This window comes from Pantoea sp. SIMBA_079, assembly GCF_046940275.1.
GTDB lineage: Bacteria > Pseudomonadota > Gammaproteobacteria > Enterobacterales > Enterobacteriaceae > Pantoea > Pantoea borealis.
On the sequence record NZ_JAWRYR010000001.1, the window covers coordinates 114,380 to 134,328 of the forward strand.

12 protein-coding genes are annotated in these 19,949 nt (G+C 55.4%); 5 read left to right on the forward strand and 7 right to left on the reverse strand.

The window, feature by feature from the left end; translation table 11 throughout:
- Positions 1–207 precede the first annotated feature (207 nt).
- A complete protein-coding gene (elaB, locus tag SB719_RS00565; protein ID WP_065648841.1) occupies positions 208–528 on the forward strand; it encodes a stress response protein ElaB in 321 nt (106 codons plus the stop codon).
- A gap of 154 nt (positions 529–682) precedes the next feature.
- Positions 683–1,879 carry a nicotinamide mononucleotide deamidase-related protein YfaY gene (locus SB719_RS00570; RefSeq protein WP_412158755.1) on the forward strand — a complete coding sequence of 399 codons (1,197 nt, stop codon included), beginning with the start codon at positions 683–685 and terminating at the stop codon, positions 1,877–1,879.
- 352 nt (positions 1,880–2,231) lie between these two features.
- Here the strand turns inward: SB719_RS00570 and yfaE are convergent, their stop codons facing one another.
- The 4 genes from yfaE to ubiG all read right to left on the reverse strand — a co-directional run bounded on the left by yfaE (position 2,232) and on the right by ubiG (position 7,126).
- The gene (yfaE, locus tag SB719_RS00575) at positions 2,232–2,492 is read right to left on the reverse strand and encodes a class I ribonucleotide reductase maintenance protein YfaE (RefSeq protein WP_065648843.1); all 261 of its coding nucleotides are present in this window, start codon (positions 2,490–2,492) and stop codon (positions 2,232–2,234) included.
- Positions 2,493–2,494: 2 nt separating this feature from the next.
- On the reverse strand, positions 2,495–3,625 hold the full coding sequence (gene nrdB / locus SB719_RS00580; protein WP_065648844.1) for a class Ia ribonucleoside-diphosphate reductase subunit beta: 1,131 nt from the start codon (positions 3,623–3,625) through the stop codon (positions 2,495–2,497).
- Positions 3,626–3,688: 63 nt separating this feature from the next.
- Entirely contained in the window at positions 3,689–5,974 is a 2,286-nt protein-coding gene (gene nrdA / locus SB719_RS00585; protein ID WP_065648845.1) for a class 1a ribonucleoside-diphosphate reductase subunit alpha, read from the reverse strand.
- Between the two features lie 405 nt (positions 5,975–6,379).
- Positions 6,380–7,126: a bifunctional 2-polyprenyl-6-hydroxyphenol methylase/3-demethylubiquinol 3-O-methyltransferase UbiG gene (gene ubiG, locus SB719_RS00590; protein ID WP_065648846.1), complete on the reverse strand. Its 747-nt coding sequence runs from the start codon at positions 7,124–7,126 to the stop codon at positions 6,380–6,382.
- 176 nt (positions 7,127–7,302) lie between these two features.
- On the opposite strand from ubiG, the gene gyrA reads away from it, so the two are divergent.
- Positions 7,303–9,942, forward strand: coding sequence for a DNA topoisomerase (ATP-hydrolyzing) subunit A (gene gyrA / locus SB719_RS00595; RefSeq protein WP_065648847.1), 2,640 nt, complete (start codon positions 7,303–7,305; stop codon positions 9,940–9,942).
- 165 nt (positions 9,943–10,107) lie between these two features.
- Positions 10,108–12,960, forward strand: coding sequence for a two-component system sensor histidine kinase RcsC (gene rcsC, locus SB719_RS00600; RefSeq protein ID WP_304233290.1), 2,853 nt, complete (start codon positions 10,108–10,110; stop codon positions 12,958–12,960).
- A gap of 146 nt (positions 12,961–13,106) precedes the next feature.
- On the opposite strand, the gene rcsB is transcribed toward rcsC, so the two are convergent.
- The 3 genes from rcsB to SB719_RS00615 are packed head-to-tail and all read right to left on the reverse strand — an operon-like array spanning position 13,107 to position 17,590.
- On the reverse strand, positions 13,107–13,757 hold the full coding sequence (gene rcsB, locus SB719_RS00605) for a response regulator transcription factor RcsB (protein ID WP_033750421.1): 651 nt from the start codon (positions 13,755–13,757) through the stop codon (positions 13,107–13,109).
- 1 nt (position 13,758) lies between these two features.
- Positions 13,759–16,413 (reverse strand): phosphotransferase RcsD, encoded by a 2,655-nt coding sequence (rcsD, locus tag SB719_RS00610; protein ID WP_065648849.1) that lies wholly within the window; start codon positions 16,411–16,413, stop codon positions 13,759–13,761.
- A 22-nt stretch (positions 16,414–16,435) separates the two neighbouring features.
- Positions 16,436–17,590, reverse strand: coding sequence for an MFS transporter (locus SB719_RS00615; protein WP_065648850.1), 1,155 nt, complete (start codon positions 17,588–17,590; stop codon positions 16,436–16,438).
- Positions 17,591–18,223: 633 nt separating this feature from the next.
- Here SB719_RS00615 and SB719_RS00620 point away from each other — a divergent pair.
- On the forward strand, positions 18,224–19,933 hold the full coding sequence (locus tag SB719_RS00620) for an Ig-like domain-containing protein (protein WP_304233277.1): 1,710 nt from the start codon (positions 18,224–18,226) through the stop codon (positions 19,931–19,933).
- The last annotated feature ends 16 nt before the right edge of the window (positions 19,934–19,949 follow it).

The window sequence follows — 19,949 nt, forward strand, 5'->3', positions numbered from 1 at the left end:
AGTGGCGCAATCAAAAAATTCACTCGCCGGAAAATTTATCAGATTAATCAAATAAACGAAGCAGATTCTCTGCCGCAGGAGGTTATCCGGCATACTTTTACAAAGCCGTCGCGCTTTTCCGGTGCGTGCGAACGTAATTTCAGCCAGCAAAGTTATGATTTATAGCTATAGTTAATCGACACGTTATGAACACGGAGGAACCGCATAATGTCATCTTCAGACCAATTTGATAACCGTTATGAATCAAGTGTTGACGACGATCTGGCGCTGTTAACTGAAACGCTTGAAGAAGTGCTGCGCGCTTCCGGCGATCCGGCCGATCAGAAGTATATTGAGCTCAAACAAAAAGCTGAGCAGGCGCTGGAAGATGTGAAGAGCCGCGTCAGTCAGGCATCGGACAGCTATTACTACCGTGCCAAGCAGGCGGCGTATCGTGCCGATGATTACGTTCATGAAAAACCGTGGCAGGGCGTCGGTATTGGTGCCGCTGCAGGCTTGTTTGTAGGTTTACTGCTGGCCCGTCGTTAATACTGCTGCCGGGCGCGCATCACGCTGCGCCCGGCTTCGCCTGCCATACTCTCTTCTCAGTTTACGATCTCTTTCCCGATTTCCCTTTTTGATGATTGTGTTTACCTCGTCTGCTTTCTACAGTAAAGCGTAACCAGGACAAGGAGAATGCAACGTGATACGTGTTGAGATGCTCGCCACGGGCGATGAAGTGCTGCATGGACAAATAGTGGATACTAATGCGGCATGGCTGGCGGATGTGCTGTTTCAGCATGGCCTGCCGATGACCAGCCGCATGACCGTAGGGGATGCGCTGCCGTCGCTGATTGATGCATTACAGAGCCGCAGCCAGGTCGCAGATGTCCTGATTGTTAACGGGGGACTGGGTCCGACGTCCGATGATTTGAGCGCGCAGGCTGCTGCGGCCGCCAGCGGTTGCGAACTGGTACTGCAGACAGAATGGCTGGCAAAAATGGAGGCCTGGTTTGCCAGTCGCGGTCGCGTAATGGCCGCCAGCAACCGCAAACAGGCCGAGATCCCGGCTAATGCCACGCTTATCGATAACCCGGCGGGCACAGCCTGCGGCTTCGCACTTCAGCTCAACCGCTGCTGGATTTTCTTTACGCCGGGCGTGCCGTCAGAATTTAAATTGATGGTGGAGCAGGAGATTATCCCGCGCCTGAAAGCACGTTTTACCCTGCCTGAACCGCCGCTCTGCCTGCGCCTGACAACTTTTGGTCGCGGAGAGAGCGATATTGCGGCCGAGCTTGAACCGCTGGCGCTGCCGGAGGGGGTAGTGATGGGCTACCGCTCTTCGATGCCAATTATTGAAATCAAGCTTACCGGACCTGCCAGCGCGCGCGTGGCGATGGAGCAGGTCTGGCAGCAGGTAAAGCTGCTGCTGGCCGAATGTACGATTTTTGAAGGCACCGAAGGGCTGCCCGCGCTACTGGCCCGTGAACTGCAGCAGCGTGAGTTCCGCCTCGCCACCAGTGAGCAGTTTACCGCGGGCTTTCTGCACTGGCAGCTGGCCGCGGCAGGCGTGCCGCTAAGCGCGGGTGAGATCCTGTCGCCGCAGGCAGAAACGCTTGAAGCGCAGGTTGATCGGACACGTGCGCTGGCAGCAGAGCAGGGCAGCGTTCTGGCGCTCTCTATCGGTGAGCTGGCTGAGGGAGAAATCGCGATTGTGCTGCAGACGCCCGAAGCGGGCTGGGGACAGCGGGTGAAGTTTTCACACAGTCGTCATAATCAGGAAACCCGGCAGAAAGTGGTGGCGATGATGGCAATGAACATGCTGCGTCGCTGGCTGCACGGCAGTGAGGTTTCTACCGGACACGGCTGGATCGACATCCTGGAAACGGTAAAGCATTAAATATTTTATGCAGCGAGCATCAGCATGGGCAGAGGGGATGTTAAGCACGCCCGGATCGGCAAAACCCGCATCCCTGCGGGCCTCGGCACGCGGCATCCATGCCGCGTGACGTCCGGCTTAGCTTAACATCCCCTCAGCCCCTCAACGCTGGTGCTGCGGTAAGCTGAAGTTTGCTGGCAGCAATAAATATGCCTCAGGGGCGTGAGAGACGTTGCCGCTTGCAGCAGCCTCCGCGCCAGGACGGCGCGGCGGCAGGCTCCAGGGATGGATTCATGCCGGTGCAGCAAGGGGCAACGTCTCTGACGACTTACCTGAAGCTAATAGCAGGGAAATCTATCAGCAGAAATGGCGGTTACAGCTCAATCTCAATCTCGCCGCGCGCCTTGCAGCAGCAGGGCAGGATTTCACCCTGCTGAATAAAGGCCAGCGGGGTTTCAGCGTAATCAACCTCGCCCCGTACCAGGCGCATACGACAGGAGCCGCAGTAGCCTTCACGGCACTGAAATTCCACGCAGAGGTTATGCGCCTCCAGCGTGGTCAGCAAATTGGGATGATCCTCTGCGCACTCCAGGCGGGAGCCTGAACTGCGCAGGATAACAACAGCGCGGCTCATGTTCAGAGCTGAAAATCGTTGAAGTCATCTTCGCCTACTTCGGAGTCGATCTGACCCACGAGATAGGAGCTTACTTCCACTTCCTGCGGTGCAACCTGCACGTTGTCAGACACCAGCCACGAGTTGATCCATGGAATCGGGTTAGAGCGGGTCTGGAAGGGCAGATCGAGACCCACTGCCTGCATACGGATATTGGTGATGTATTCAATGTACTGGCACAGAATATCTTTGTTCAGACCAATCATTGAGCCGCCGCTGAACAGATATTCTGCCCACTCTTTCTCCTGCAGCGCCGCCTTTTTAAACAGCTCGAAGCACTCATCGCGGCACTCAGCAGCAATCTCTTTCATCTCCGGATCGTCTTCACCGCTGCGCAGCAGGTTCAGCATATGCTGGGTGCCGGTCAGGTGCAGCGCTTCATCACGCGCGATCAGCTTGATGATTTTGGCGTTGCCTTCCATCAGTTCACGCTCGGCAAAAGCGAATGAACAGGCGAAGCTGACATAAAAGCGGATCGCTTCCAGTGCATTGACGCTCATGAGACAGATATAGAGCTGCTTTTTCAGCGCACGCAGGCTGACGGTAACTGATTTACCAGCGACCTGATGCGTGCCTTCACCCAGCAGATGCCAGTAGTTGGTCATCTCAATCAGATCGTCGTAGTACTTAGAGATATCCTGCGCACGCGCCAGAATCTGCTCGTTGGTGACGATATCATCAAAGACCAGCGACGGATCGTTGACGATGTTGCGGATGATATGGGTGTAGGAGCGTGAGTGAATGGTCTCAGAAAACGCCCAGGTTTCGATCCAGGTTTCCAGCTCCGGGATAGAGATCAGCGGCAGCAGCGCGACGTTCGGGCTACGGCCCTGGATAGAATCGAGTAGCGTCTGGTACTTCAGGTTGCTGATGAAGATATGCTTCTCATGATCCGGCAGCGCCTGATAATCGATACGATCGCGTGAGACGTCGACCTCTTCCGGACGCCAGAAGAATGAGAGCTGCTTTTCAATCAGCTTTTCAAAAATGTCATATTTCTGCTGATCGAAACGCGCCACGTTCACGGACTGGCCGAAGAACATCGGCTCTTTCAGCTGATCGTTTTTATTCTGTGAAAAAGTAGTATAAGCCATGACTAAGTCCAAAAAGTGAAGCGGGCTGGCAGCGCCAGCCCTGACATAAGTACGCGTCGCCGGTTAAATTTTGCAGGCGCCGCTTTCGCAGCCATCATCCTGAATTGACGGTGCCAGATCGTCCTGTGCATCTTCTGCGCCGTCGCGGGTGTTTTGATAATAGAGCGTCTTCACACCAAACTTATAGGCGGTAAGCAGATCTTTCAGCAGCTGTTTCATTGGCACTTTGCCATTGGCAAAGCGGCCCGGATCGTAGTTCGTGTTCGAGGAGATCGCCTGATCGATAAACTTCTGCATCACGCCAACCAGCTGCAGATAACCATCGTTAGAAGGCATTTCCCACAGCAGTTCATACTGATCTTTCAGGCGCTCATACTCCGGCACGACCTGACGCAGAATGCCATCTTTAGACGCTTTGATGCTGATGTGACCGCGCGGCGGCTCAATACCGTTAGTGGCATTTGAGATCTGCGAAGAGGTCTCTGACGGCATCAGGGCAGAGAGCGTGGAGTTACGCAGGCCGTGCGTGGTAATAGATTCACGCAGCGCTTCCCAGTCGAGATGCAGTGGTTCATTGCAGACGGCGTCCAGATCCTTTTTATAGGTATCAATCGGCAGAATGCCCTGCGAATAGGTGGTCTCTTTAAACCACGGGCAGGCACCTTGCTCTTTTGCCAGCTCATTTGACGCTTTCAGCAGATAGTACTGAATGGCCTCAAAGGTTTTGTGCGTCAGGTTGTTGGCGCTGCCGTCTGAGTAGCGCACGCCGTGCTTCGCCAGGTAGTAAGCGTAGTTAATGACGCCAATACCCAGCGTACGGCGACCCATTGCGCCACGCTGTGCTGCCGGAATCGGATAGTCCTGATAATCCAGCAGTGCATCGAGCGCGCGCACCGCCAGTACTGCCAGCTCTTCCAGATCGTCGAGGCTGTTGATAGCACCGAGGTTAAAGGCAGAAAGCGTACAGAGCGCAATCTCGCCGTTTTCATCATTCACATCGTCAAGCGGCTTGGTTGGCAGCGCAATCTCAAGGCAGAGGTTAGACTGACGCACTGGCGCAATCGCCGGATCAAACGGGCTGTGGGTATTGCAGTGATCGACGTTCTGGATGTAGATGCGGCCGGTTGAAGCGCGCTCCTGCATCATCAGCGAGAAGAGATCGACCGCTTTTACGCGCTGCTTGCGGATGCTCTCATCTTTTTCATATTTGGTGTAGAGACGCTCAAACTCTTCCTGATCGGCGAAGAACGCATCATACAGGCCCGGGACATCTGACGGGCTGAACAGGGTAATGTCTTCGCCTTTCAGCAGGCGGGTGTACATTAGCTTGTTGATCTGAACGCCGTAGTCCATGTGGCGCACGCGGTTACCTTCCACACCACGGTTGTTTTTCAGCACCAGCAGGCTTTCCACTTCCAGATGCCACATCGGGTAGAACAGCGTGGCGGCACCGCCGCGTACGCCGCCCTGAGAGCACGATTTCACTGCCGTCTGGAAATGCTTATAAAACGGAATGCAGCCGGTATGGAACGCTTCACCGCCGCGAATCGGGCTGCCCAGCGCACGGATGCGGCCTGCATTGATACCAATACCGGCACGCTGTGACACATATTTCACGATGGCGCTGGAGGTGGCGTTAATAGAATCCAGACTGTCGCCGCACTCAATCAGGACGCAGGAGCTGAACTGACGGGTTGGGGTGCGCACGCCAGACATGATTGGCGTCGGCAGCGAGATCTTAAAGGTGGAGATCGCGTCATAAAAGCGCTTGATGTAGCTCATGCGCGTATCGCGTGGATAGTTCGAGAACAGGCAGGCCGCGACCAGGATATACAGGAACTGGGCGCTCTCATAGATCTCGCCGCTGACGCGGTTCTGCACCAGATATTTTCCTTCCAGCTGCTTAACGGCAGCGTAAGAGAAGTTCATATCACGCCAGTGATCGATGTAGCTGTCCATCAGCTCAAACTCTTCGGTGCTGTAATCTTCCAGCAGGTGGCGGTCATATTTGCCCAGCTCCACCATTTTCACGACCTGATCGTAAAGCTTCGGCGGCTCAAACTGGCCGTAGGCTTTTTTACGCAGGTGGAAGATAGCCAGACGTGCGGCCAGATACTGATAATCCGGCGCATCGCGCGAAATCAGATCGGCTGCAGCTTTGATGATGGTTTCATGGATATCAGACGTTCTGATGCCATCATAAAACTGAATGTGGGAGCGCAGTTCAACCTGAGAAACTGAAACGTTGTTCAGCCCTTCAGCCGCCCAGTCGAGTACACGGTGAATTTTATCGAGATCAATGCGTTCCTGACGGCCATCGCGTTTGGTGACGAGCAGACTTTGGTTCATGTCGCGTGTTTACCTGTCCATGAAATAGGAAATTATCCCCTAACTATTCACAAGGTCTATGCACAAGCCGCTCGCTGTGAGTAAGCCTGTGGATAAACACTATATATAGGGGGTTCGGGAAGTTTTACTAACTATATGGTGAGTATTTTAGTCAGCATTCTTTGCTTAACAAGAGTTGATTTTTGGCAAAGAATCAGTCCTGGTAGCCGGGAAAAATCCTGGATCCGCGTGGCATAAGGCCTGGGTTAGCTGTCAACGGCTTCATACTTTTTTTTAATAGTATGACTGAGCGCGTAAATCTCAATCAAAGGCGCGGAACCCGTGATTATGGCAGAGACGAAACAGAGAAGATCGGCTAGCGGGGAAGAGGAAAAGAGGCTCGCCCTGTAGCGCGAGCCTCTGCTATCAGCGTGTTTCGTCTGCGGCATCAGCCTGAGCGTGGGTATGAATCATATAGTTCACGTCCACACCTGGCCCGAGACGGAATTTATTGGTCAGCGGATTATAGTGCAGGCCAATCATGTGACGTTCACGCAGCGTGGTTTCATCAACCCAGTCCAGCAGTTCCGCCGGGCGGATAAACTTTTTAGCGTCATGCGTACCGCGCGGCAGCATGCGCAGCACATATTCTGCGCCGAATACTGCCAGCAGCCAGGCTTTTGGATTCCGGTTGATGGTAGAAAAAAAGACTTCACCACCGGGTTTTACCAGGCGGGCGCAGGCCATAACAACCGAGCGCGGATCGGGTACGTGCTCCAGCATCTCCATGCAGGTCACCACGTCATACTGGCCGGCATGGCTGTCAGCGTGATCTTCCACTGTCTGCTGAATATAATTGACGCTGACGCCGTTCTCTTCCGCATGCAGACGCGCGACGGCCAGCGGTTCCGCGCCCATATCCAGTCCGGTCACTTCCGCGCCTTCACGCGCCATACTCTCTGCCAGAATGCCACCGCCACAGCCGACATCGAGCACCTTTTTGCCAAACAGGCCATTGCTGTGCTGCGCAATCCAGCCCAGACGCAGCGGATTAATACGGTGCAGCGGCTTAAATTCGCCCTCTAAATCCCACCAGCGCGAAGCGACCGCTTCAAACTTGGCAATCTCACTGTGATCGACGTTCTGACGGCTTTCCTGCGGTTGTTCACTCATTGCATAACGACTCCTGGCAAAATATCTCCTGAGTATAAACGCTTAAACGCCAGGTGGCATCTCTCAGCGTGAATGAAAAGCGCCAGAAAACCCCGCTTTACGTTCACCGCACGTAAGCAATGTGATATACTTTCGCACCTTTAAAATCCGGGATTAAGTAGAGGGATAGCGGCTCCATGAGCGACCTTGCGAGAGAAATTACACCGGTCAATATCGAAGAAGAGCTGAAAAACTCCTACCTCGATTACGCCATGTCGGTCATTGTTGGCCGAGCCTTACCCGATGTCCGTGATGGCCTGAAGCCGGTGCATCGCCGCGTGCTTTACGCCATGAGCGAACTGGGTAACGACTGGAATAAAGCCTATAAGAAATCTGCCCGTGTGGTAGGTGACGTTATCGGTAAGTATCACCCGCACGGTGACTCTGCTGTATACGAAAGTATTGTCCGTATGGCCCAGCCGTTCTCCCTGCGCTATATGCTGGTTGATGGTCAGGGTAACTTCGGTTCCGTTGATGGCGACTCCGCTGCAGCGATGCGTTATACCGAAGTCCGTATGGCGAAGATCTCCTCTGAGCTTCTGGCCGATCTGGAAAAAGAGACGGTCGACTTTGTGCCAAACTACGATGGCACCGAGCAGATCCCGGAAGTGCTGCCAACCAAAATTCCTAACCTGCTGGTAAACGGCTCCTCTGGTATCGCCGTGGGAATGGCAACCAACATTCCACCGCATAACCTGACTGAAGTGATCAACGGCTGCCTCGCGTTTATCGATGATGAAAACATCAGCGTAGAAGGGCTGATGGAGCACATCACCGGGCCGGACTTCCCGACTGCGGCCTTTATCAATGGCCGTCGTGGTATCGAAGAGGCCTACCGCACCGGGCGCGGTAAGATCTACATCCGCGCGCGTGGCGAAATCGAAACTGATGCGAAAACCGGCCGCGAAACCATTATCGTCAATGAGATCCCTTATCAGGTCAACAAAGCGCGTCTGATTGAAAAAATTGCCGAGCTGGTTAAAGAGAAGCGCGTTGAAGGCATCAGCGGACTGCGCGACGAGTCCGACAAAGACGGTATGCGCATTGTCATTGAAGTTAAACGCGACGCCGTGGGTGAAGTGGTTCTGAACAACCTCTATTCGCTGACGCAGCTGCAGGTCTCTTTCGGCATCAACATGGTGGCACTGCACCAGGGTCAGCCGAAGATCATGGCGCTGAAAGAGATCATCGAAGCCTTTGTGCGTCACCGTCGCGAAGTGGTGACGCGTCGCACCATCTTTGAACTGCGCAAAGCGCGCGATCGTGCCCACATCCTTGAAGGTCTGGCGATTGCGCTGGCGAACATCGATCCGATTATCGAGCAGATCCGTCGCGCGCCAACGCCGGCAGAAGCGAAGGGTGCCCTGCTGGCGCAGGCATGGGATCTCGGCAACGTTGCCGCTATGCTGGAGCGTGCCGGTGATGATGCTGCACGTCCGGAGTGGCTGGAGCCTGAATTTGGTATTCGTGACGGCCGCTACTATCTTACCGAGCAGCAGGCTCAGGCGATTCTGGATCTGCGTCTGCAGAAACTGACCGGCCTTGAGCATGAGAAACTGCTTGATGAGTACAAAGAGCTGCTGGATCAGATTGCCGGCCTGATTCACATTCTGCAGAACGCTGACCGCCTGATGGAAGTGATCCGCGAAGAGCTGGAAGCGATGCGCGATCAGTTTGGCGATGCGCGCCGTACTGAGATCACTGCAAACAGCGCAGATATCAATATTGAAGATCTGATCAATCAGGAAGATGTGGTTGTTACCCTGTCGCATCAGGGTTACGTTAAGTATCAGCCGCTGTCAGATTATGAAGCGCAGCGCCGTGGTGGTAAGGGCAAATCAGCCGCACGTATCAAAGAAGAGGACTTCATTGATCGCCTGCTGGTCGCCAATACTCACGACACGATTCTCTGCTTCTCCAGCCGGGGCCGTCTCTACTGGATGAAGGTATATCAGCTGCCGGAAGCGAGCCGCGGCGCACGTGGGCGTCCTATCGTTAACCTGCTGCCGCTGGAAGCCAATGAGCGCATTACGGCTATTCTGCCGGTGCGTGAGTATACCGAAGGCTTCAATATCTTTATGGCGACAGCCAGCGGTACCGTGAAGAAAACTGCGCTGCAGGAGTTCAGTCGTCCACGCAGTGCCGGCATCATCGCCATTAACCTGCGTGAAGATGATGAGCTGATCGGCGTGGCGCTGACCAACGGCAATGATGAAGCGATGCTCTTCTCTGCCGCCGGTAAAGTGGTGCGCTTTGCTGAGAGTGCAGTGCGTGCCATGGGCCGTTCAGCCTCAGGCGTGCGCGGTATCAGGCTGGCAGAAAACGATAAAGTGGTGTCACTGATTGTGCCGCGTGAAGAGGGCGCAATCCTCACCGTTACGCAGAATGGTTACGGTAAGCGTACGGCTAACAGCGAGTATCCGACTAAATCACGTGCCACTCAGGGTGTTATCTCGATCAAAGTCACCGATCGTAACGGACCGGTCATCGGTGCGGTACAGGTAGTGGACGGCGATCAGATTATGATGATCACCGACGCCGGCACGCTGGTACGTACCCGCGTATCAGAAGTCAGCGTGGTCGGCCGTAACACGCAGGGCGTGATCCTGATCCGCACCGCGGACGATGAGAACGTTGTTGGCCTGCAGCGTGTGGCGGAGCCGGTTGAAGAAGAGGAGCTGGATGCCATCGACGGCAGCGTGGCGGAAGGCGAAGAAGATATTGCGCCGGAAGTCGACAGCGATGACGAGGCACCGGACGCAGAAGACGACGCATAACTGTCTGATGCACCTTAGCAGCGGCAGGTCAGGGCAACCGACCTGCCGTTTTATTATCTGAGTTTTCGTCCTGCACCCTGCACCAACTGGCTTTTTCGCAGCGATAAAGCTAGTGTATGTGCACCTTTTTGGGTCCTGTTAACCGTTACCGCCAGTGAGCCTCTCTTGAAATATCTCGTCTCCTTTCGTACCACGCTTCGTATCTCGCGCTATCTTTTTCGGGCGCTGGCGCTGCTGCTCTGGTCGCTGGGTGCATTGCTGACCACCTTCTATATCATCAATGTGCTGCATGAAAAAGAGAATGGAATACGCCAGGAGTTCGCGGCGAATTACGGTAAAGCAGAGTGGTACGTCCGGCACTCGGCTGACGTCATGCGCGAACTAAAGTACATCACGGAAAACCGCCTTAGCAGCAGCGCTAACGGACTGGACATGCTCAACGGCCTGCCCGCCGGCAAAAGCACGCTGCCGCAGTTTACGCCGCTCTTTTCCGATGGTGACTGCACCTCAATGAGCAATACCTGGCGTAACTCGCTCGACTCGCTCAGCTATTTTATCAACTACTGGAAAAGCAATTTTGCTGCGGCTTATGAGCTGAATCGCGTATTTTTTATCGGCGGCGAGAGCCAGTGCCTGGCTGATTTCACCATTGGCAGCAGCAATCCGGTAGATCGTGAACGCAGCATGAAGGCGCTGCGTGAACATGTGCTGCACTATCGCAACAGTAATGAGGAAGATCGGCGCAATCCGATGTACTGGATCACCGACAGCGCGCAGCCCGGAAACGGCAACTTCTATATGGTCGTTCCGGTTTACGTCGCCAATAAACTGCAGGCGCTGCTGGGCGTTGAGCAGAATATCCGGCTGGATGAATTTATCCAGCCCGGCGGGCTGCCGCTGGTGGCGACCATCACCGATGAAAATTATCGCCCGCTGCTGAGCAGTCGCCGTAGCGGACCCGGTTATGCGCTGGACGATCTGCCGGATGAGAACACCTGGTTTGGCTACCTCGATAGCTATCGCCAGCTGGTGCTGAAAAAGCCGCTGCCGCCATCAGAACTGAATATCATCTGGTCTCTGCCCACCTCGGTGATGGTGGATCAGCTGCGGCTGCTGCTGCTTAACGCGCTGCTGCTCAACATTTTCAGTGCGATTCTGCTTTTCACCCTGGCGTGGATATTCGAGCGCCGCATGTTCCTGCCGGCGGAAGATAACGCACACCGGCTGGAAGAGCATGAGCAGTTTAACCGTAAAATTGTCGCATCGGCGCCGGTAGGGATCTGCATCCTGCGCACCAGCGATGGCACCAATATTCTGAGTAACGAACTGGCACACAACTACCTTACGCTGCTGACGCAGGAAGATCGCCAGCGGCTTAACGAAATCATCAGCGGCCAGCAGGTGAATTTTGTTGATGTGCTGACCGGCAGTAATACCAACCTGCAGATCAGCTTTGTGCACTCGCGCTACCGCAATGAAAATGTGGCCATCTGCGTGCTGGTTGATGTCTCCTCCCGCGTACGTATGGAGCAGTCGCTGCAGGAAATGGCACACGCCGCCGAACAGGCGAGCCAGTCGAAATCGATGTTCCTTGCAACCGTCAGCCATGAACTGCGCACGCCACTTTACGGCATCATCGGTAACCTCGATTTGCTGCAAACCAAAAGCCTGCCCAAAGGGGTGGAGTCACTGGTTACTGCGATGAATAACTCCTCCAGCCTGCTGCTGAAAATTATCAGCGACATTCTCGACTTCTCAAAGATAGAGTCAGAACAGCTGAAGATTGAGCCGCGCCCCTTCTCACCGCGTGAGGTCATTAACCATATCACCAGCAACTATTTATCGCTGGTAGTGCGCAAGCGCCTTACGCTCTATGTTTTCATGGAAAACAATGTGCCGCTGGCGCTGGATGGCGATCCGCTGCGGCTGCAGCAGGTGATCTCCAACCTGCTTAATAACGCCATTAAATTTACCCACACCGGCTGCATTATTCTGCACGCCTATGTCAAAGAGGGGTATCTCGCCTTTCGCGTGCGCGACACCGGGGTTGGCATTCCGGCCAGAGAGGTAACGCGACTGTTTGATCCTTTCTTCCAGGTAGGGTCCGGCGTCCAGCGCAACTTCCAGGGTACCGGGCTGGGACTCGCGATCTGTGAAAAGCTGATCAACATGATGGATGGCGATATCGAGGTCGATTCTGAACCGGGTATGGGCAGCCAGTTTATTGTGCGTATTCCGATCTACGCCGGCCAGCAGCCGGCACCGCCGCTGCTGGATGGCCTGCAGGAGAAAGCGATCTGGCTCGATCTGCGCAATGATTATCTCGCTGCGTTTCTGCTGCGTCTGCTGCAGCAACAGGGACTCAAAGCGGCGGCATGGCAGGGGCAGGCTGAAAGCGACGATGTGGTGATAAGCGATCACGATGATTCACTGATGCAGGCGGTGCGCGCGCGCATTCTGATCTGCGGTGAACATATCGACATGCCGCAGGAACGGTCGCCGGGCGTCTGGGTGCAGAGCAGCGCAACGCTGCACGACCTGCCGCTGCTGCTGGGGCGTATTTACCGCATCACGATTGACAGCGATACCACCACGCCACTGCCGCCGCCTGCAGCTGAAAATGCCAGCAGCAATGAAGATATTACTATTCTGATTGTGGATGATCATCCCATCAACCGTATGCTGCTGTCGGAGCAGCTCGGCACGCTGGGTTACCAGACCAAAACGGCGCAGGATGGCGTTGATGCGCTTAACGTGCTGAGCCGCAATCATATCGACATCGTGCTGAGCGACGTCAACATGCCGAACATGGATGGTTATCGCCTGACGCAGCGCCTGCGCCAGCTGGGGCATGTCTTCCCGGTAATTGGCGTCACTGCCAATGCGCTGGCGGAAGAGAAGCAACGCTGTATGGATGCCGGTATGGATAACTGCCTGTCAAAACCGGTGACGCTGGATGAGCTGAAAGTCACTCTGGCACGCTATGCTGCGCGCGTGCGTACCGGGCGCCAGACATAATGTGTGCGGTTCAGTAACCGCATGCTGTTGTCAGGCCGGAGATCAGCGAAGAAGACGATAGCGGAAGAGGAGAGGGCGAGGCGTTGCGGTGTGGATCACCGGAGCGCACAGGAAGAATCGGACGGCCCGCAGGCCGCCCGCAAAGATTAATCTTTGTCGATCTGCGTGGCGCTGACCGAGGAGAGATAGTTCAGCAGCGCAATATCGTTATCCACACCCAGTTTCATCATGGCTGATTTCTTCTGGCTACTGATGGTTTTGATACTGCGGTTCAGCTTCTTGGCAATCTCAGTCACGAGGAAACCTTCAGCAAAGAGACGCAGTACTTCACTCTCTTTCGGCGACAGACGCTTGTCACCATAGCCGCCTGCGCTGATCTTCTCCAGCAGCTTAGCGACGCTTTCCGGCGTATATTTTTTGCCTTTCTGCAGCGCGGCCAGCGCTTTTGGCAGATCGGTCGGGGCGCCCTGTTTCAGCACAATCCCTTCGATATCGAGATCCAGCACGGCACTCAGGATCGCCGGATTGTTGTTCATGGTCAGAACAATGATCGAGAGATCGGGGTAGTGACGCTTGATGTACTTAATCAGGGTAATGCCGTCGCCATACTTCTCGCCAGGCATAGAGAGATCGGTGATCAGAACATTCGCGTCCAGCTTAGAAAGGCTGTTGATCAGTGCTGTAGAGTCTTCAAACTCACCTACTACGTTAACCCATTCAATCTGTTCCAGAGACTTACGGATACCAAACAGAACAATGGGATGGTCGTCGGCAATAATTACGTTCAGGTTATTCATCTTATTGGTTACCTTGCTGCAGCAGTTGATTGACATAGGCGTCAATTTCACTGGTGGTATTTTTAATGGTTAAATCGTCGCACATTTTAATATGCTGTTCTAACGCTTCACAAAGCTGTTTACCCGGCAGCAAATTGAGCATGGCAAAAACGCCTTTCAGGCGATGCGCTGTCTGAGCAAGAGAAGGATAGTCACTATCCGACGCTTCAGTATACAGCCTCCTGACATCAGGCGGTACTGTCTCGGTAAACAGCTGGAAATAGCCGCCGCTTAACAGCGGTGTGGCAGCCTCATTTTCTTCACTCTCCTCCATCAAATCACTGGCCAGCTGCTTCTCAATCAGGGCCAGCAGTGCGTCAAGCAGGGCGTTGCTGAGGTTATAGTTCACGCGATACTGCCTGTCGCTCAGGGCGTGGTGCCCCAGCTCATCGCCCGCCAGCAGTAACGCCCAGCCGCTGAGACGTTCAGGGTCGTCCGTGATCAGAACGTCATGCTCCTGACCAGAAAGCCGTTCATCTGAGGTCAGGCACTTCGCCCCCCAGTTCTCCAGATGGCGACAGACGATTTTCTGTACATCTTCAACTGCTATATCGACCAGGGCAGTCACGCCCTCCAGTAATTTTTCTTCCTGCTCATCCAGCAGCGGCTGCAGCGCGAGCGGCAGCTGAATGTTATAGCGCGTGCCGATATCGGGTTTAGCGATAATGTCTAACTGACCGCCCATCTGTTTGCAGAGCTGTTTACACAGGAAAAAGGCCATTCCGGAAGCCTGGCCGAAACGATCCTGTGACGTCTCACCAAGGTAGGGAAAATCGGCGTTCGTCAGTTCATCCGCGGTCAGCCCGGAGCCGGTGTCGACCAGCTGGAGCTGCAGTACATCGGGTTTATCCGCCGGCGTTTTAACCTCCAGCGTGATTTTGCCCCATTGCGTGGTGGTCAGCGCATAATGCATCAGGGTGGTCAGCACCTTGCGCAGCGCGCGGCGATCGCCGCTGCGCATTTCATCATTCGCCAGCTGATTATTGACCACCAGCGTCAGGCCCTTGCGCCGCAGCAGCGGCAGGCTCTCCAGCGCGATTTCGTCCAGCAGATCCTGCAGATTAAATGCGCTCGCTTCCGGCGACCAGTCATGCGCTTCCAGCCGGTTCAGCAGCACAATGTCATCCACCAGGCGGGCCAGCCGCTGGCTCTCATCCAGCAGATCCAGCACGCTCTCATCGTCGCTACGCTGGCTGAGCTGGACCAGGCGCGTCACCATATCCTGCAGCGGGCGATTCAGGGCATGGCCGAGCTGCTGCATCAGCTGCTGACGCATCTGGTGATTGCGGTCCAGTACCTGCTGTGCTTTCTGCAGCTTCTTATTGACCAGCAGTTCGCGATCCTGATCGCGCATCATAAACAGCTGCGTATGCGGTGACAGCACGCTGCGCGCATGGCGGATCTCATACACTTCATTATTGATAGTCGCCTGCAGCACGCCCTGATGCTGGTCAGACATATTAATAATCTTCTGCAGATTCAGGTGCGGCAGCAGGTGATCGGCAATCTTATTGCTAAGCAAAGTGCGGTTAGTGGCGAAATCGTACACCAGCAGCCCGACCGGCAGGCTGGCGACAATTTCTTCATTCAGCATACGCAACGAATCGAGCTCTGCGCTCTGATTCTCATTCGGGCGCAGCGCCTGCTGACGCAGCAGGGTCATGCCGGCAATCGACAGCAGAAAGAGCAGCAGATTGATCAGCAGCGGCCACATCAGGTTATGCAGCGTATCCAGCGCGAGGTTAAGCAGCGGTACGCGATAAACCAGCTGCAGCGGCGTACTGGGCAGCGAGGCGGCAATCTCCAGATCGGGGTTGACCAGGGTAACGCTGGTGGTGCCGTCGCTGCCATCATCAGTGCTGCTGCTCTGGGTAGCATCCTGACGCAGCTGAAAATTCTCCAGCGGCAGGTTCTGCGGCACCAGATCGTTAACCGGCAGATCAAACGCAACCACTGTCGCCAGGTGACCCGGCTGGTTAAAGGTCGTGCGCAGCGTAAAATAGTGATCGTTCTGCCAGGTGAAATGACGCAGCGGCGAGAAGCTTTCGCGCTCATCCAGGGCGTTAGCCTGCTGCAGCATCTCAGCACGGCGGCTGTCGACCAGCGTATTCAGCGCGCTCTCTTTGTAGCGCGTCGCCATATCTTTCAGCGGCAGGGTAGAGATCATGATCAGGCTGTTATCCTGACCATTCAGAAAATACATCGACCACGCGGGGTTTTCTGCCCCCCATAAGGTATCGAGGTAGCCGGACATACGCATGGTCATATCCAGCGTACTGCCGTCATGCGAACCAAAGATCAGCGCTTCCGTTTTACGGCGCGTTTTTTCCAGATAGTAGACATCCGGGCGTAGCCGGGTCTCCTGCAGCGTGCTGTTGGGAGCAGAACCGGCAGCACTGGTAGCGAGGTTTTCGTAAATCTGCCAGGTGGCGAAGCGGTAAGCATCGATGCGCTTTTGCATATCACGCGCCAGATCGGTCATGGCATAGCGCTTCTCAGCGATCCAGGCGCTGACGCTGTTATGTACCATCGCACCCAGTGCCAGCAGCAGCACCAGGTTGAACACCACGACAAAGCGTGTAACGTTGCCGGAAGTCAGTGGAAATTTATAAAGCATAGTGAGTCTCAGGATCCTGCAATTAACGCGTAACCCGTCGTGCGCTGGCAGCGACAGCCAGCAGCATCAGAGCAATCAGCAGGAATGCACCGCTCAGTGTGAGCCACTGGGAAATAAAGCCGATCAACGCCGGGCCTGAGAGAATACCCGCATAGCCTAACGTTGTCATGGCCGATATCGCCAGATTAACAGGCATGGTCTGCTGGTTGCCGGCGGCATTAAACAGCATCGGCACCGTATTCGCCAGTCCGAATCCTACCAGCAGAAATGCCAGCAGTGCCGCTTGCGGCCAGGGAACCAGCACGGCCAGCGTCATACCTGCACTGGCAGCCAGCGCGCCGGTAAGCATGACCCGATAGCGGCCAAAACGCTGAATGATTTTATCGCCGGTCAGCCGTCCAATCGTCATGGCAACCGAGAACACCGCATAGCCCAGCCCGGCATAGGCCACGCTGATGCCCGGACTCTGCAGCAGCAGCAGGGCGCTCCAGTCCAGCACGGCGCCTTCGGCGAGGAACAGAATAAAGCAGAGACAGCCGAGAAAAGCGACCCAGCCACGCGGGATCACCAGCCAGGGCTCATCGGCCTGACGCAGTCGCTCGCTCATTAACGTTGGCAGACTGCAGCAGAGCAGCACGGCAATCAGCACCATCATAATACTGATGGCCTGCAGCGGCGTCAGCCCGGCCCCCAGCAGCAGACTCACCGCGCCGGCGCCAATAATACCGCCCAGGCTAAAAAAGCCGTGAAAGCCGGACATCATGGGTTTGCGTGCCGCTTTTTCCACATGAACCGCCTGCACGTTCATGGCAACATCCAGCATGCCGAGTCCGGCGCCAAACAGCATCAGCGTCAATGCCATCAGCCAAAGCTGGTCCAGCGTGGCCAGCAGCGGCAACACGGCCAGAATCAGCAGCGCAGAGCAGGTCATGATTCGGCGGCAGCCAAAACGACCAATCAGCGTGCCGGTAACCGGCATCGCAGCCAGCGAACCGATGCCCAGACATAGCAGAAGCCCGCCGAGAGAGGCACCACTCAGCTGCAGGCGCTGGCTGGCGTAAGGCACAAGCGGCGCCCAGGCAGACATACTCAACCCGGCGATAAGAAAAACAGTACGCGTGCCGAAATTAACACGCTGATGCAGTTTGGCTGGCTGTGCGGCGTCCAGTGCAGTCATAGAAGTTATTTTGATCCGCTGTTAAAGCGTCGAAGTTTAGCATTAAAGCAGGGGGTGCAGCGGAATTAACGCGCAATTTGCCTTGCCTGCTGCTGCACAGGAATCGGACATCTTACCGACATTTAGCCAGGCCGGAATTTTTTCCAGATATTTCCTGGTACTGCCTGATAAACATTAAGTGACTTAACGCAAATTAAGTCGGTCAATTGATGACATATACTGATGCAATCAGCGGCAGGCGGTTAGCTGACTGTGGTTTTAGCCGGGTGCGCAATTCAGAACGATTTTCCGGATTTTTGCCACCAGACAGCAGTCAGAAAAACGCGCTAAGATAAGGCAGGTCACCGCTAAAGGTGCCGCTTATAGCAAGATCGTCACGCGTGCCAGCCCGACCGGGAGCACGCATTTAACGTCATACCTTTAACCTTGTTACCTGCGGGTAACCCGTTTCCATCAGGCGAAACGGGCCATACTGTTATGGCCTGTATGGCGCACCACTCTGCCTGAAACATTAATACAGGTAATCACTGGTGCAATACGTACTCTGTAACGAGGTTACCTATGTTTTCAGATCAATCCACTCTATCGTTCGCGTCGTTATTTACCTCTGGCACTGAGGGTGCCAGCCCGGTTATGGCCAGTCAGCAGCGTCGTGCCGACACCACGCCGCCGGCCGCACTGCACCCCTATGAGCCGCTGGCGCAGGATGGCGTTATCGCTGCCTGGGAGAGCAGCCGCGCCATCCACCTGCGCGGTCGCGCAGAACAGGAACCGGGCGCAACGGTAACAATCAGCTTCAACGGTGAAAGCTGGCACAGCACGGTCAATCACTGGGGTTACTGGAATGCAACTATGCCCCCCTCAGTATTACAGGGATTAGCGGATGGCAACTACAGTCTGACGCTGACCATCACTGATAAAGCGGGTAACAGCACCGCGACCGAAGTGGGGTTTGGCGTTTACGTAGATAAAACTCTCAGGCCGGAGATCAGCGTACATCCCGTGAGCGGTGATAACGCCATTAGCGTAGCGGAGGGCATTTATGGCGTGGAGATCAGCGGGCAGGTCACCCATATGCCGCTTAACAGCCATGTCACTCTGACGCTGGGAAACAAAAGCACCACTGCCCTCGTCGATGAGCACGGCGCATGGCAGGCGACGTTTACGCCGCAGGATCTGCAGGCGCTGTCGGATGGGATATATCAGCTGCAGGTCAGCGCCCGCGATCCCAATGGCAAAACCAGTACGGTACAGCATGAGCTGACGCTGGTAACACACCCGGAAAGCCTGCCACACATCAGCTTCGACAGCGTTACCGCTGACAACGTCATTAATTTTGCCGAGAGCCAGCAGGACCTGACGCTGAGCGGTACGCTCTCAGCACTGGCTCCGGGCCAGAAGCTGGAGCTCTGCGTCGGAGAGACAGTCTTTCATGCGGCTATCGATGCGCAGGGTCACTGGCAGGCGATCATTCCTGCCAGCGAGGTCAGCAGCTTTATTTCGACCGGCGAAGTGCGCGTTTATGCGCTCGACGCCGCCGGCAACAGCACCGACAGCACGCTGACGCTTAACGTCGTGACGCAGTTGCCCGACATTTACTGCGAAATGAATATTGGCGGCGATACCATTCTGAACGCGCAGGAAGCGCAGCATACGCTGAGTTTTTATCTTGAGGGCGTAAATCAGCTGACGCTGAATGGCAAGGCGTACACGCCAGTCGATGGCATGGTCACGCTCAGCGTGGCCGATCTGCAGGCGCTGCCGGATGGGCCTGTCAGCGCTATCGCTGAGCGCTGGGACAGCTACGGTAATCACGATAGCCAGACCCTCAGCGATCTGTTCACCGTGGCGATTCATCAGCTGCCGTCGCTGACGCTGCAGCAGCCGTTTGGCGATGGCGTTATTGCGCATGATGAGGTGGATCACTGGCATCTTATCCAGGGCAGTTCTCTTCATCTGGCACAGGGAAGTCTGGTCACCGTGACGCTGGGCGATCAGCACTACAGTGCCGCGGTAGAGGAGAGCGGAGAGTGGTCGCTGACCATTCTGGCGGGCCAGCTGGCGACGCTGGAGCCGGGCAGCTATCAGATGAGCGTCAGTGCCCAGGACAAGGCCGGCAATCTGGCCAGCGCCGTCCAGACGGTCACGGTAAATGGCGATGCCGGGAGCAGCGATTTCAGCGCAACGGCTATTGATACCCTGCTGGCGCACTATGGTGCCGGAGACGCCATACCCGGGGCCACGGCGATGGTCAGCGAGCCTGATCACCATTACGGCAGCAGCGACACTGCCTGGACGCTGGCCGATCATCTGCAGCAGCAACCGGTAGCGGCACTGGTATAAGTTACCTGCGGCACAG